This is a genomic window from Rhizobiaceae bacterium (genome assembly GCA_023953845.1).
GTDB lineage: Bacteria > Pseudomonadota > Alphaproteobacteria > Rhizobiales > Rhizobiaceae > Arvimicrobium.
The window spans coordinates 385545-400077 of sequence record JAMLJC010000001.1 but is presented as its reverse complement, the minus strand read 5'-3'; the positions used below and the strand labels follow the sequence as shown (position 1 = coordinate 400077).

Here is a 14533-nt window from a genome sequence, read left to right as displayed (position 1 = left end):
CGAACGCTTCGCGGCGAGGCCGGTGAAGAAGCGTTAACCATTCTCTTTTACGCCTGCTTAAGACAACGGATAAAGAGAAAGACGCAGCACGGATGGCTGATTCCGGCACCGCACGCTCCGTTTCCGGCGAAATGATGGCCGGAAGGCGCGACGTTGTGCGCGCGTCGGCGGAGCCGGCTGGCATGCCGGCGGGAGACTGGGCGGCCCATGACGTGATCGACGCCGACTATATCGAGGTGTCGCCGGAGCCTCAGATATCAATTTCGCATGCTCGTACACCGCGTGCCGCGCCGAGAAAGCCGGCGGGTCTGGCCTTTCTGCAGCGGGGAAACGGCCGCTCGCAGGCCGGCGGAACGCGGGGAGGTCCGCTATTCTGGCTTGCAGGCGGCGTCGCGGTCGTCGCGGCGTTCTGGGTCGCCGGCGGGCATTCCGCCCTCGGGCCGGGGCTTGTCGCCGCGATCTCGGCGCAGGAACCCGACCTGCGCATAGACAATGTCCGGTCCATTACCGGCACGGTGGAGGGCGAGGACGCGCTCGTGGTCGACGGAGAGATCCGCAATGACGGCAAACTGTCCGGCAAGGTGCCCGCGCTGGCGGTGACTGTTTTGTCGCAGGGTGGCGAAACGGCGGTGTACAGGCTGGGGACATTGCGCACGCCACTGGCGCCTGGCGCAAAATACAGCTTTTCCGGGCGCCTTGTCATGCCTAAGGACGGAGTGAAGACCGTTTCGGTCGCCTTTGACGATTAGGGGCCTCTCCCATGCCTGTTGTCCGCGACAAAGAGATCGAGGTGCTGTTCTCCGCGTCCGCCATCGCGCGGCGCAACCTCGAACTCGCCAAGCAGATTGCCGAGCACGACTATCATGACCTGCTGGTCATCTCGGTGCTCAAGGGTTCGTTCATCTTCGCGGCCGATCTCATCCGCGCCATGCACGACGTCGGCCTGTCGCCGGAAGTCGAGTTCATCTTCATATCGAGCTACGGAACGGGCACGACGAGCGGCGAGGTGAAGGTGCTGCGCGATATCGACAACGATGTCGCCGGGCGCGACGTGCTTCTCGTCGACGACATCCTCGAATCCGGCAAGACGCTGAAATTCGCGCGGGATCTCATGCTGTCGCGCGGCGCGAAAAGCTGCTCGCTCGCCGTGCTTCTCGACAAGCGCATGCGCCGTAAGGCCGATATCGAAGCCGATTTCGTCGGTTTCGACTGCCCGGACTATTTCGTCGTCGGATACGGCATGGACGTCGCCCATGCGTTCCGCGAACTGCCCTTCGTCGGCGTGGTCAAGTCCTGAGGCGCCTCGGGCTTTCCGGACGGGCGGCGAGGCGCCTACAGCGTCGAGAACACAGGTTGCGGCCCGGTCAGGTTGAAGCCGACGATTCCCTTGTAGTGGCGCGAGATCGCGTCGTCCTTCCTGGGCTGCAATTCCGGGAAATATGTCGGCAGGGCGTGACGCTTCCCGAACATCATGTCGTATTGCAGGTAGCGGAAATCCCGGATCATCGGCGGGATCGCCTTTTCCCGCGACCAGTCTGCCGTCGGGGTGTCGTCGGCGCCGATCAGCATGTTGCGCTCCACCACACGGTACTGGTCCCGCACCCTGGCGAGGAAATCCGTATAGTAGGGATGCTCGATACCCGCCGTGCGGAAAATCTCCAGCGGCAGGAAGGCGGGGCTGATAGATCCGGTCTTGGTCGAGCCGGACCGGTTCGACCAGATGACCAGCGGCGTTTCGCGATGCAGCGCCATGCTCTCGGCCGACTCCTTGCGCTCCGGCACCGGCTTTTCGAGGAAACCCGTCTCGACATAGGCCGGCCCGAGCGGCGGCAGGTGATCGCCGAAAAACGCGATGATTGTCGGCCGCTCGCGGCGCTCGGCCCATTCGACCAGATCCTGCAGGCCGCGATCGGCGTCCGATATGCCCTCCGCATAGGTGAGGATCGAGCCCTGCGCCCATGGGCCGCCGATGGTGCCGACGGAGTGGGACGCGGTCGCGTAGCGGTTCGGCTCGTAGGGGCCGTGGTTCTGCAAGCTGACCGCGAAAATGAAGAACGGCCTGGTCTCCGCCTCGGCCTCGGCGATGATCTCCTCGGTCAGCGCGGCGTCCGACGCCAACTGGCCCCGTTTCCTCAATGGCGGCAGCTCCTCCGACGAAAGGAAGCGATCGAAACCGAACGCCTTGTAGACGGAGGTACGGTTCCAGAACCAGCCTTCGAAGGGATGGATCGCGAGCGTCCCGTAGCCCTGATCCTTGAGAAAGGTCGCCATCGACGGCAGCTTGTCGCGCACATATTGCTGATACGGGATGCTACCGTAAGGCAGGAAGGCGTTGGAGAAGCCGGTCAGCGCCTCGAATTCAACATTCGCGGTCATGCCGCCGAACTCGGGTGAGAACACGCTGCCGGATTGCAGCCTGCGGACGTTCTCGATCGGGTCGGGCAGAATCCGGGTGCCGGGAAGCCGCGCCGGGTCCCAGAACGATTCGCTCATCACCACGATGATGTCGGGCCGGTTCAGCGGCACGGCGGGAAGGGCGGCCGGTTGCGGCGCCGCCGCGATGGCCTCGGGGGAATAGCCTTCGGGCGCGGCGACCTTGGCCATTGGCACATTCATGGCGAAGGCGAGCGCAAAGCCGTTCTGGGCGTAGTTTTCCTTCTGATCCCACATCATCGGGAAGATCTGCAGGCGGTCGCGAGTCCAGGAAAACGTCGCGTAGTCCATGATGGAAGCGAAGAACGCCAGCGCGGGTACCGCGATCAGCAGGCGCGTGATGCGGTTGGCGGGCGAGAGTTTCGGAAATTTTCGCTGCCAGAAACGCCATGCATAGACGAGCGCGATGACGACGCCGGCGATCGACAGCGCCATGCCCACTGCGGTCCACGGCCGGTCCGCCACGAGCAGCGGCATCAGCTCGACAATCTGGCGGGCATAGAGGAAATCGGTCGGATAGAGCGGGTCGCCGAGATAATACGCCTTCTGATGCCCGGCGAAGGCGAGCAGCATGAATATCGGCGCCAGCACCAGCAGGCCCTGATGCGCCCGGCCCAACAGCGCGTCCAGCGCCAGGAAAAGCAGCGCGATGACGGCGACAGTCGTCCAGCCGGGCTTGTAGGGCTGGATCAGGAAGCTGAGAGCGCTGCCGGCCGAACCGCGCGCGACCATCTCGATGGCGAGCGTCAACAAGAGGGCGATCAGCAAGGTGACCGACACCGTCCTGAAGCCACGCCCGAATCGCTGCCGCCCCGGAGGCGTCAACGCCGGAAGGAACCTGTTCTTCGGCGTCGCTGCGCCTGCCACTGCTACTGAAACCAAAGCGTACCCTCGGGCGATACGGTGTCATGCCTCTGTCATTGAATTGTCATGAAAGCTAGGGGAGACGGCAAAAATGTGAAGGGCATCATGGCCTTGTCATATGAATTGATTCGCGGCGGGTGCGTCGCCGCGGGGCGATGCCGGCTCAAGACGTTGCGGAAACTGGAGAATTGGCGTGGCGACAGAGCGCCGTCGGCAGGCCGTCAGGTATCTGTGGATCGTGGTCGTGCGCGGCCGGCAAGCCGCGCGCTGAGGCTCAGCGCATCTCGAGCAGGCGCTCGAGGTAATCCCGCTCGATTTCCGGGCTGAGCGCGTTGCCAAGCCGCTTGCGGATCGCTTCGAGGATCTGGCGGGCGCGCTGGATGTCGATCTCGTCCGGCACCTTCACCGATTCGCCGAAGTCCGGGCCGGTGGTGGCACGCGGACGGCCCAGCGGGTCGCGGTCTGCGTTCTGCTGACGACCGCCGTTCTCGCTGCCGCCCTGATCGCCCTGCATGGCCTGCATCATCTGCTGCATCATGTTCTGCGCACCGCGCCGCAGGGCCTCCAGAGCGCGGCCCTGCTCGCCGACAGCGCGGTCGCCCTCGCCCTGTCCGAGCGCGCCTTCGGCCTCGCCCATGGCCTCTCCGGCGTCGCCGAAGCCTTCGCCGGGCTGGATGCCCATGCCTTCGAGATCTTTCATCAGGCCTTGCAGATCCTGCTGGAGCTGACCTTGGCCCTGCTGCAGCTGCTTCAGAGCTTCGGCGAATTCCTCGGGCGCCATGCCGGAGCCGGGCTGCTGGCCTTGCCCGTTCTCGCCTGGCTGTGGCTCGCCGTTCTGGCCTTGCTGGCCGCGTTGCTGCTGGCCGCGGCGCTGCTGGCCGAGCCCGAAGGTCTCGTTCATCATCTCCTGCTGGCGGCGCATAATCTCGCCCAGCCGGTTCATCTGCTGCCGCATCTGGTCGCTCTGGCCACTCTGCTGCTGTTGCTGCTGCTGACGGCCGGCCTGCAGATTGTTCATCATGTCCTGAAGCTGCGACAGCAGTTCCCGCGCCTGATCGCGGTTGCCGGACTTCGCCAGATTCTCGATCTGGTCCATCATGCGGTCGAGATCGCTCTGGCGCAGTTCCTGTCCGTTCTGCGGCATCTGATCGGCGAGGTTCGGGTTCTGCTGGGCGCGCTCGGCGAATTCGCGCAGGAATTCGTTCATGGCCTCGCGCAGTTCCTTCATCAGGCGGTCGATCTCCTCGTCGCTCGCGCCGTTCTCCAGCGCCTGCTTGAGGTTCTCCTGCGCCTGCCGCAGCCGCTTCTCGGCCGCCGAAAGGTCGCCGTCCTCGATGGTCAGCGCCATCTGCCAGAGATAGTCGGCCACCTCGCGGAACTGTTCGTCGCTGGCGGCCAGCGCCAGCCGCGTGCGGCCGGCGACGATGCCGAGATAATGCGCCATGTCGTCGAACGTGTCCTCGGGACGCAGCGTGACGGCGTCCATCAGGTCGAGCACGTCGCGCTTTCGATTGGCGTCGAGCGACAGGATACGGCGGTCCTCCACCACCGCCCTGGCGAGCGGATTGGTGAATGGCCGCGCCGGCAGGATGAAGGTCTTCGTCTCGCTGACCGCTTCCTGACCGGCATCGTCGACCGCCTTCAGCGTCAGCTTCACCGCGTCTCCGGCCCAGACGTGTTCGGTGAGATCGCGGGATACCTTGGCGGCTCTGGACTCGTTGCCCCGGCGGGGCAGGGCGAGCGGCATTTCCGGCGCGCTGTAGAGCGGGCGGGCGTCTTCCGCCTGCGGCTCGGCGAGATCGAACTCGGCCTTGGCGGAGGCCGCACCGTAGTCGTCGGCGATCTCGTAGTTGAGCTCCAGCGTGCCGTTGGCGGCGCGCTTCGGCTCACCGATGAATTTTATGGTCGGCGGATTGTCCGGAATGATCCGGAAGGTCCAGTTGCGCAGGTCGCTCTCGCCGGATGTCAGCGCCAGCACGCCGTCAGCCGTTAGCTTGCCCTCGAACTGCCTTGCGGCGACGCCTCCCTGCGGCGTATCGGCGGCCGCGCCCTTCGGCGCGATCTCGCGGATCATGCCGTCCGCTCCGGTGAAGTTCAGCGTCTCGTCGCCGCTGCCGCCCGTCACGCGCAACGCTAGGTCGCTGCCCTTGGGCACGGTGAAGGTGGCGCCGGGCTGGTTCACATCCGCGGTAAGGAAGATCGGCGCCTTGCGCGTATAGGCGGGCGGCGTGATCCAGGCGTCGATGCGCGGCGGCAGGACTTCCGCGCCGGCATGGGCGCTGAAACCATCGGTGAGCCGGCCGCCCAGCGGGCCGAAGGAGAAGGCGAAAGCCGTCACCACGAGAAGCGCGGCGACGGCGCGCAGGCCCCACGGATCGCGTTCTGGCAGGCGGGCATGCGGCAGGTCGCCGGCGACATTCGCCAGACGTTCGGCCATGCGTCGCTGGTGCTCGCGCCACAGCGCGCCGGCAAAGCCGTCGCCGCCGGCCGGCCGGTCGTTCTGCGTCGTCACCGGCGCATGCGGCAGCTCGTTGGCGCGCTCGATGCGGCGGTCGATCTCGGCAGCACGCGGACGGCGGAAGAAGCGCAACGGATAGAGAGCCGCCAGCGCGGCAATCGCGAAGAGGCTGACGAGAGCGATGCGCGCGGCGTCCGGCACGAACCTGAACAGGCCGAACCATGAGGCGCTGACGAACAGGCCTGCGACGACGACGACGGGCAGGAGCAGCGGCCAAAGCCGCTCCACATACACCGCCATCCACGTGCCGAGCCGGGCCCGGCGGAGGCGTGCCACGGTCGGTCTGGTCGTGTTTGCTGCCTTGTTGTCGCTCATCCGCCCTTTCCGGGTGGCGCGGCGCGGCGCCGCTCTACGGACTCAAACAATAGCAGCAAACACGGCAAAGGCGAGGCGCGCTAGCGAAAACGTGAAGCTCGCAACCCCGATCAGGCAAGCCAGCCGGGCACGGAATCGAGCCCGATCAGCGCATCGTAGCTGGTGCGCGGGCGGATGACGTGGAAACGGTCGCCGTCGACCAGAACCTCCGGGACGAGCAGACGGCTGTTGTACGTGCCTGCCTGCACCGCGCCATAGGCGCCCGCCGTGCCGACCGCCAGAAGATCGCCGGGATTCGGGCGCGGCAGGTCGCGGTCGTGGCCCAGATAGTCGCCGGTCTCGCAGACGGGTCCGACAACATCGGCCCGGACACGGGACGCATCGGGTGCGGTCTGGACCACGGGGCGAATCTCGTGGAAGGCGTCGTAGAGCGTCGGGCGGACGAGGTCGTTCATCGCCGCATCGACGATGATGAAGTTCTTCGCCTCGCCTTCCTTCAGGTAGATGACCTGCGTGACGAGGATGCCGGCGTTGCCGACGATCATGCGGCCCGGCTCGAAGATGACCTTTACGCCGAGGTCGGCCGTGTGCTTGCGCGCGATCTCGGCATAGGCGTCCGGCAGCGGCGGCGGATCGTTGTCTGTGCGGTAGGGGATGCCCAGCCCGCCGCCGAGGTCGACATGGTCGATGCGGTGCCCGTCGGCGCGCAGCGTCCGCACCAGTTCCGCCAGCAGGCGGTAGGCGTCGTCATAAGGCTGGAGATCGGTGATCTGGCTGCCGATATGGGCGTCGACGCCGGTCACCTTCAGCCCGGGCAGCCGCGCGGCATGGGCATAGACCTCGCGCGCCCGCGTCAGCGGAATGCCGAACTTGTCCTCTGCCTTGCCGGTGGAGATCTTCTTGTGGGTCCTGGCGTCGACGTCGGGGTTGATGCGCAGCGACACCGGAGCCATCTTGCCGAGCGCCACGGCGCGGGCCGACAAGAGCTCCAGTTCCGGCTCGGATTCGACATTGAAGCACAGGATTCCCGCTTCCAGTGCGAAATCCATCTCGCGCGCCGTCTTGCCGACGCCGGAGAAGACGATCTTCTCCGGCGGAACGCCGGCGGCCAGCGCCCGGCGCAGTTCGCCCTCCGAGACGACATCGGCGCCGGCGCCGAGCTTCGCCAGCGTGCGGATGACGGCCTGGTTGGAATTCGCCTTCAGCGCATAGCAGACCAGCATGTCGGCGCCGGCAAAGGCCTTGCTGAAGACATGGAAGTGGCGCGTCAGCGTCGCCGTCGAATAGCAGTAGAACGGCGTGCCTACCGCCGCCGCGATCTCTGGCAGGGGAACGTCCTCGGCATGCAGAACGCCATCGCGGTATTCGAAATGGTTCACGGTCTTGTCTTCAAAAGGAGGTCGTACGGGAAGCCGGGTCCGAATATCCGGCGGCTTCTAGTCTATCAAGCCGTCGAGAATGAAGCGTTTGTCGTTCGCGGGCTTCTCCGGCACGGGCTGGGCCGGCTGCCCCTCCTTTTCGGCCGCCTTCTGCGCCTCGACCTGCGCCTCGTAGGGCGTCAACAGGTCCGACTTGCGGCCGCAGGCGGCCGTGAGGCCGAGTGCGGCGAGGCAAAGTAGCAAGGTCACGGTGCGCGTTCGCATGGAACCCCTTCCGGAGATGTGTCGCGCGCTTGTAGCCAAGTTTCGTCCGTTTTGCACGATCAAGCTTTGGCCAACCGCTTCGTCCAGTAGCGAATCTGCTTCTTCACCTCGGTCGGGGCCGTGCCGCCAAAGGATTTGCGGCTCTTCACCGAATTCTGCACGGCGAGCACCGAAAAGACGTCGTCGGTGATGCCGTCATGGATCGACTTCAGATCGGCGAGCGTCAGCTTCTCCAGCCCGACCTTCTTCTCTTCGGCCAACGCGACGGCGCGGCCGGTTACATGATGCGCCTCGCGGAACGGAATGCCCAATACGCGCACCAGCCAGTCGGCGAGGTCCGTGGCGGTGGAATAGCCGGAACCGGCGGCCTTCTTCATCGCCTGCTCGTTGACGGTCATGTCCCCGACCATGCCGGTCATGGCGGCGAGCATGAGGTCCAGCGTCTCGGCGGCATCGAAGACGGCTTCCTTGTCCTCCTGCATGTCCTTCGAATAGGTCAGCGGCAGGCCCTTCATCACGGTCAGCAGGCCGATCAGGTCGCCATTGATGCGGCCGGTCTTGGCGCGCACCAGTTCTGCGGCGTCAGGATTCTTCTTCTGCGGCATGATGGACGAGCCGGTCGAGAACCTGTCCGAAAGCCGCACGAAGGCGAATTGCGGCGTCGACCAGATAACGATCTCCTCCGCCAGCCGCGACAGATGCGTGGCCGCAATCGCTGCGATCGACAGGAATTCCAGCGCGTAGTCGCGGTCGGACACCGAATCCAGCGAATTGCGGGTCGGCTCGCGGAAGCCCAGCGCTTGGGCGGTGCGGTGCCGGTCGATGGGAAAGCCGGTGCCGGCGAGTGCTGCCGCGCCCAGCGGGCTTTCGTCCATGCGTTCGATGGCGTCGCGTACGCGCGACAGGTCGCGGGCGAACATCTCGACATAGGCCATGCAGTGATGGCCGAAGGTCACCGGCTGCGCGGTCTGGAGATGCGTGAAGCCCGGCATGACCGTCGCCGCATGTTCTTCCGCCCGGCGTAGGAAGACCTTCATAAGGCTCTTCAACGCGGCCGCCACCCGATGCAACTCGTCCTTGACCCACAGGCGGAAATCGACCGCCACCTGGTCGTTGCGGGAACGCGCCGTGTGCAGGCGGCCTGCGGCGGGACCGATCAGTTCGGCCAGCCGCGCCTCAACGTTCATATGGATGTCTTCCAGCTTCGTGGAGAAGGTGAAGGCGCCGCTCTCGATCTCTTTCAAAATCGTGTTCAGGCCGTGAGTGATTTTCTCTTGATCGGCCTTGGAAATGATGCCCGTTTCCGCCAGCATTTCGGCGTGGGCGAGCGAACCGCGGATGTCCTGCGCATAAAGCTTCCGGTCGAAGCCGATCGATGCGTTGATTGCTTCCATGATGGCGGCGGGGCCGGAGGCAAATCGTCCCCCCCACATCTGGTTGCTGGTCTTGGCGTCGCTCATCGTGGTAACCGGAAGGCTGGAGAACAAAAAGAATGGCCGAACCGAGGAAAATCCTGCCCGCTCCAAGACTGCTCGCGGCAGCCGCGATAGCGGGGCTCCTCGCCGGGGCGGTCGCGGTATATGTCACCGGGCCGCTGTCTGGCAACCCGAGCGATTCTGCGGGCGAGGCCGTCGTCGATGCCGGTGACAACAATTGCGCCGACAAGGCGGACGAAGCCAGGGCGATCGCTGCCGCGGCGAAGGGCGACGTGGCCGCGATGCTGCCGGCCGATCCGCCGCAGTCGATGAAGAGGCTGGCGTTCAACGGCCCGGACGATGCGCCGATGACGCTCGCGGACCGCGCCGGCAAGACGATCCTGCTCAATCTGTGGGCGACTTGGTGCGCGCCGTGCCGCGCCGAGATGCCGGCTCTGGACGCGCTGCAGAAGGAAATGGGCGGCGCCGACTTCGAGGTCATCGCCGTCAATGTCGATACGGGCGACGACTCCAAGCCGAAGAAGTTCCTTGCCGAGATCGGCGTGCAGTCGCTGGCCTATTATCGCGACAACACGCTCGACCTCTTCGACGATCTGAAGACCCGTGGCCTGGCGCTCGGCCTTCCGGTCACGCTGCTGATCGACAAGGAAGGCTGCCTGCTTGCCAGCCTCAACGGACCGGCGCACTGGTCCGGCGCCGACGCCAAAGCGCTGCTCGCCGCGGTGAAGTGAGCCTCGAAGCCGGCTAATCTTCGCCGCGCATGATGCGGCCGAATGCCTACCTTGCATGATTTCCGCAAGGCTTTGCACGTCCTTTGTCCAAACGAAAGCCACCCGCGTCGCACACGCGCCGTCATGAAACCGTAACAAAAGGATTGTGCAGCTGTCGCATTGTGACAATAATCGATGGAGCGGTTAGGAGGAGAACGCGCCGCCCGCGGGTTCGCCGTCCTTTCTTCGCCAACGAACAGGGAGCGAACCAATGAGAATTTCCGGTTTCGCGGCCGGCTTCGCCGCTTTTGCCACGCTGCTTTCCACAAGTTCCGCCTTCGCCGTCACCGAGATTTCCTGGTGGCACGCGATGACCGGCGCGAACAACGAGGTCGTCGAGCAGCTTTCGAAGGAATTCAACGAGAGCCAGAGCGACTACAAGATCGTTCCGGTGTTCAAGGGAACCTATCCGGAAACGCTGAATGCCGGCATCGCCGCTTTCCGCGCCGGACAGGCGCCGCACATCATGCAGGTCTTCGATGCCGGCACCGGCACGATGATGGCGGCCGAGGGCGCCATGAAGCCCGTTGCCGAAGTGCTCTCCATGGGCGGCCAGCCGTTTGACAAGAGCCAGTACCTGCCCGGCATCGTCGCCTATTATTCCAAGCCGGACGGCACCATGCTGTCGTTCCCCTACAATTCGTCCTCGCCGATCCTCTATTTCAACAAGGACATCCTGCAGAAGGCCGGCCTCGACACGGAAAATCCGCCCAAGACCTGGAACGAAATCTGGGATGCGGCGAAGAAGATCAAATCGAGCGGCGCCGCGCCCTGCGGCTTCACCTCGACCTGGCTGACCTGGATTCACACCGAGAACTTCGCCGCCTGGAACAACTACCAGTGGGGCACCAACGAGAACGGCATCGCCGCGCTCGACGTCGAGCTGAAGGTCAATTCCGAGCCCTTCGTGAAGCATTTCCAGGCGCTCGCCGACCTCGCCAAGGACGGCACCTTCAAATATGGCGGCCGTACCTCGGAAGCCAAGCAGGTCTTCCTCGCCGGCGAATGCGGCTTCTTCACCGAATCGTCCGGCGGCCTCGGCGACATCGTGAAGTCGGGCATGAACTACGGCACGGGTATGCTGCCCTATGACACCGAGCCGCAGAACACGATTCCCGGCGGCGCGTCGCTCTGGGTGTTCGGCGGCAAATCGGATGAGGAATACAAGGGCGTCGCGGCTTTCTTCAACTTCCTGTCGCAGACCGATATCCAGGCCCGCCTGCATCAGGTGTCCGGCTACCTGCCGGTGACGCTGGCGGCCTATGAGAAGACCAAGGCGGACGGCTTCTACGAGAAGGAGCCGGCCCGCGAGATCCCGATCAAGCAGATGATGGGCAAGGCGCCGACGGAGAACTCCAAGGGCGTGCGCCTCGCCAACCTGCCGCAGGTCCGGGACATCATGAACGAGGAATACGAGAAGATGCTGGCCGGCGACCAGACGGCCCAGCAGGCGATGGACAACATCGTCTCGCGCGGCAATGCCGCGATCAAGGAAGCGATGGGTAATTGACCGGAAGGGGCCGGCCCTTGGCCGGCCCCACCCCATCTGACGATAGGACAACTGCTTGTCGCCACGCGTCGTCTTTCCCAACAAGCTCCTGCCCTACCTCCTGCTGGCGCCGCAACTCGCCATCACGCTGGTGTTCTTCTACTGGCCGGCCAGCCAGGCGCTGCGCCAGTCAATGCTGAAGGAAGATCCGTTCGGGCTGAGATCGCGCTTCGTCTGGTTCGACAATTTCGAGAAGGTGCTGTCGGACCCCAACTACCTCAATTCGGTCAAGGTGACCGTCATCTTCTCGGTATCCACGGCTTTCGTGGCAATGGCGCTGGCGCTGCTCTTGGCCGTGATGGCCGACCGCGTCATCCGTGCCAAAGGCTTTTACCGCACGCTGCTGATCTGGCCTTACGCGGTGGCGCCGGCGATCGCCGGCATGCTCTGGCTGTTCCTGTTCAATCCTTCCATCGGCAGCCTCGCCATCGGCCTTCGTTGGCTGGGCATCCCATGGGACCCGCTGCTCAACGGCAACCAGGCCATGATCCTCGTCGTGGCCGCCGCTGCGTGGAAGCAGATCAGTTACAATTTCCTGTTCTTCGTCGCCGGCTTGCAGGCGATCCCGAAGACGCTGATCGAGGCCGCCGCGATCGACGGGGCTGGAGAGACCAAGCGCTTCTGGACGATCGTCTTCCCGCTGCTGGCGCCCACCACCTTCTTCCTGCTGGTCATCAACACGACCTACGCCTTCTTCGACACGTTCGGCATCATTCATGCCGTCACCGGCGGCGGGCCGGGCAAGGCGACGGAGACGCTGGTCTACAAGGTCTATAGCGACGGCGCGCTGAACCAGCTCCTCGGCGATTCGGCCGCGCAGTCGGTCATCCTCATGGTGATCGTCATCGCCCTCACCGCCATTCAATTCCGCTACGTGGAGAAGAAGGTGCATTATGGGTGAGGGCTTTGCAGCCTCTTCCTTCTCCCCTTGTGGGAGAAGGTGCCTGAGCGAAGCGAAGGCGGATGAGGGGTGCTGGAAGAAATGAGACGTCGGCACTCCGTCCAACACACCTCATCCGTCTCGGCGCTACGCGCCGATCCACCTTCTCCCACAAGGGGAGAAGGGAGGGGTGCGCTTTCATGATCGGCCTCTCGCGCACACGCGGCGTGATCGCCCACATCGTGCTGATCCTCGGCATGCTGATCGTGGCGTTCCCGATCTATTACACCTTCGTCGCCTCGACCCACACGCTGCAGACGATTCTGCGGCCGCCGCTGCCGCTGCTGCCGGGGCCGGAATTCTTCACCAACTACTACGAGGCGCTGTTCGGCGGCATCGGCCGCATCGGCGGCGTCAATGTCTGGACGCTGCTCTTCAACACGACCGTCATGGCGCTGGCGATCGCCATCGGCAAGATCGTCATCTCGATCCTGTCCGCCTATGCGATCGTCTTCTTCCGCTTCCCGCTCAGGATGACCTTCTTCTGGCTGATCTTCATTACGCTGATGCTGCCGGTCGAGGTCCGCATCATGCCGACCTACAAGGTGATGGTCGATCTCGGCCTGATCGACACCTATACGGGCCTTACGCTTCCGCTGATGGCGTCGGCCACCGCGACGCTGCTCTTCCGTCAGTTCTTCCTCACCATCCCCGGCGAGCTGGTCGAGGCGGCGCGCATAGACGGCGCCGGCCCGTGGCGTTTCTTCAAGGATATCCTGCTGCCGCTGTCGCGCGCCAACATAGCGGCGTTGTTCGTCATTCTCTTCATCTACGGCTGGACGCAATATCTCTGGCCGCTCTTGATGACCAACCGCAACGACATGAACACAATCGTCATCGGCCTGAAGAAGATGGTGTCCTTCGCCGATGCCGACACGCAATGGCATCTCGTCATGGTCACGGCGATGCTGGCCATCGTGCCGCCAATCCTTGTCGTGGTCTTCATGCAGCGCTGGTTCGTGCGCGGCCTGATCGAAACGGAGAAGTGACTGCGTGGCGACAGTCGACCTGAAGGACGTCCGAAAAGTCTATGCCGGCAATGTCGAGGCTGTGAAGGGCGTCTCCATCGCCATTCCCGATGGCGCGCTCTGCGTGCTGGTGGGGCCGTCGGGCTGCGGGAAGTCGACGCTGCTGCGCATGATCGCGGGGCTGGAGACGATCACCGGCGGCACGGTCTCCATCGACGGCAAGGTTGTGAACGAGATCGGCCCGGCCGAGCGCGACATCGCCATGGTGTTCCAGAACTATGCGCTCTATCCGCATATGAAGGTCTACGACAACATGGCCTACGGGCTGCGCAACCGCGGCACGCCGAAGGATGAGATCGACCGGCGCGTGCGCGAGGCGGCCGGGACGCTGGAGTTGTCGCACCTCTTGGAACGCCGGCCGCGCGAACTGTCCGGCGGGCAGCGCCAGCGCGTCGCCATGGGCCGCGCCATCGTGCGCAAGCCGAAGGTGTTCCTCTTCGACGAGCCGCTGTCCAACCTCGACGCCAAGCTGCGCGGCCAGATGCGCGTGGAGATCAAGAACCTGCAGCGTTCGCTCGGCGTCACGTCGGTCTATGTGACCCACGACCAGCTCGAGGCGATGACGCTGGCCGACACGCTGGTGGTGATGAATGCCGGCGTGGTCGAGCAGGCCGGCGCGCCGCTGGACATCTACGAGAAGCCGGCCTCGACCTTTGTCGCCAGTTTCATCGGCGCGCCGCCTATGAACATGCTGCCTGCCGGTGGCGGGGGCCAGCCGGCAGCGCCGGACGGAGCGGCGACGCTGGGCTTCCGGCCGGAGGACGTCGTCATTGGAGCGCCGGCGGGCGAGGGCGTCCTGACGCTGACGGCAGCGGTCGAAGCCGTCGAACCCGTCGGAGCTGAGAGCTTTCTCTATTGCTCCGCGGATGGCCAGAAGCTGGTCGTGCGGGTGGCGGGACGTTCGGGCGTCAGCGTCGGCGATCGCCTGACGATCGCTGCCTCGCCCGAAAAGCTGCACTGGTTCGACAAGGCCGGCAAGCGGCTCGGCTGAGCCAGCGTGCGAAACCCTCTGGCTCTCGACGCGGATTGGCCTTGCC

General features: G+C 64.7%; 12 protein-coding genes. 7 read left to right on the top strand and 5 right to left on the bottom strand.

Translation table 11 applies throughout. The features are described 5' to 3' along the window. Window positions 1-92 precede the first annotated feature (92 nt). Together M9955_01980 and hpt are read left to right on the top strand one after the other, a co-directional pair. Complete coding sequence (locus tag M9955_01980) at window positions 93-749, top strand: hypothetical protein (protein MCO5080408.1); 657 nt, start codon at window positions 93-95, stop codon at window positions 747-749. A gap of 11 nt (window positions 750-760) precedes the next feature. Further along, window positions 761-1297 (top strand): hypoxanthine phosphoribosyltransferase, encoded by a 537-nt coding sequence (gene hpt, locus M9955_01975; GenBank protein MCO5080407.1) that lies wholly within the window; start codon window positions 761-763, stop codon window positions 1295-1297. Between the two features lie 35 nt (window positions 1298-1332). Here the strand turns inward: hpt and M9955_01970 are convergent, their stop codons facing one another. From M9955_01970 to argH, 5 genes are all read right to left on the bottom strand, one after another. Beyond that, on the bottom strand, window positions 1333-3258 hold the full coding sequence (locus M9955_01970) for an LTA synthase family protein (GenBank protein ID MCO5080406.1): 1926 nt from the start codon (window positions 3256-3258) through the stop codon (window positions 1333-1335). A gap of 313 nt (window positions 3259-3571) precedes the next feature. Then, window positions 3572-6130 (bottom strand): TIGR02302 family protein, encoded by a 2559-nt coding sequence (locus tag M9955_01965; protein MCO5080405.1) that lies wholly within the window; start codon window positions 6128-6130, stop codon window positions 3572-3574. 110 nt (window positions 6131-6240) lie between these two features. Beyond that, window positions 6241-7509 carry a diaminopimelate decarboxylase gene (gene lysA / locus M9955_01960; GenBank protein MCO5080404.1) on the bottom strand — a complete coding sequence of 423 codons (1269 nt, stop codon included), beginning with the start codon at window positions 7507-7509 and terminating at the stop codon, window positions 6241-6243. A 57-nt stretch (window positions 7510-7566) separates the two neighbouring features. Continuing rightward, window positions 7567-7773 (bottom strand): hypothetical protein, encoded by a 207-nt coding sequence (locus M9955_01955; protein MCO5080403.1) that lies wholly within the window; start codon window positions 7771-7773, stop codon window positions 7567-7569. Window positions 7774-7832: 59 nt separating this feature from the next. Beyond that, the gene (gene argH / locus M9955_01950; protein MCO5080402.1) at window positions 7833-9233 is read right to left on the bottom strand and encodes an argininosuccinate lyase; all 1401 of its coding nucleotides are present in this window, start codon (window positions 9231-9233) and stop codon (window positions 7833-7835) included. A 32-nt stretch (window positions 9234-9265) separates the two neighbouring features. On the opposite strand from argH, the gene M9955_01945 reads away from it, so the two are divergent. The 5 genes from M9955_01945 (at window position 9266) to M9955_01925 (ending at window position 14487) form a co-directional block, all read left to right on the top strand. Further along, window positions 9266-9940, top strand: a complete 675-nt coding sequence (locus M9955_01945) for a TlpA family protein disulfide reductase (GenBank protein ID MCO5080401.1) — start codon at window positions 9266-9268, stop codon at window positions 9938-9940. A gap of 250 nt (window positions 9941-10190) precedes the next feature. Next, window positions 10191-11489, top strand: a complete 1299-nt coding sequence (gene ugpB / locus M9955_01940) for a sn-glycerol-3-phosphate ABC transporter substrate-binding protein UgpB (protein ID MCO5080400.1) — start codon at window positions 10191-10193, stop codon at window positions 11487-11489. 55 nt (window positions 11490-11544) lie between these two features. Then, the gene (gene ugpA / locus M9955_01935; GenBank protein MCO5080399.1) at window positions 11545-12429 is read left to right on the top strand and encodes a sn-glycerol-3-phosphate ABC transporter permease UgpA; all 885 of its coding nucleotides are present in this window, start codon (window positions 11545-11547) and stop codon (window positions 12427-12429) included. Window positions 12430-12608: 179 nt separating this feature from the next. Beyond that, the gene (ugpE, locus tag M9955_01930; GenBank protein ID MCO5080398.1) at window positions 12609-13457 is read left to right on the top strand and encodes a sn-glycerol-3-phosphate ABC transporter permease UgpE; all 849 of its coding nucleotides are present in this window, start codon (window positions 12609-12611) and stop codon (window positions 13455-13457) included. 4 nt (window positions 13458-13461) lie between these two features. Beyond that, complete coding sequence (locus M9955_01925; protein ID MCO5080397.1) at window positions 13462-14487, top strand: sn-glycerol-3-phosphate import ATP-binding protein UgpC; 1026 nt, start codon at window positions 13462-13464, stop codon at window positions 14485-14487. Window positions 14488-14533: the final 46 nt, after the last annotated feature.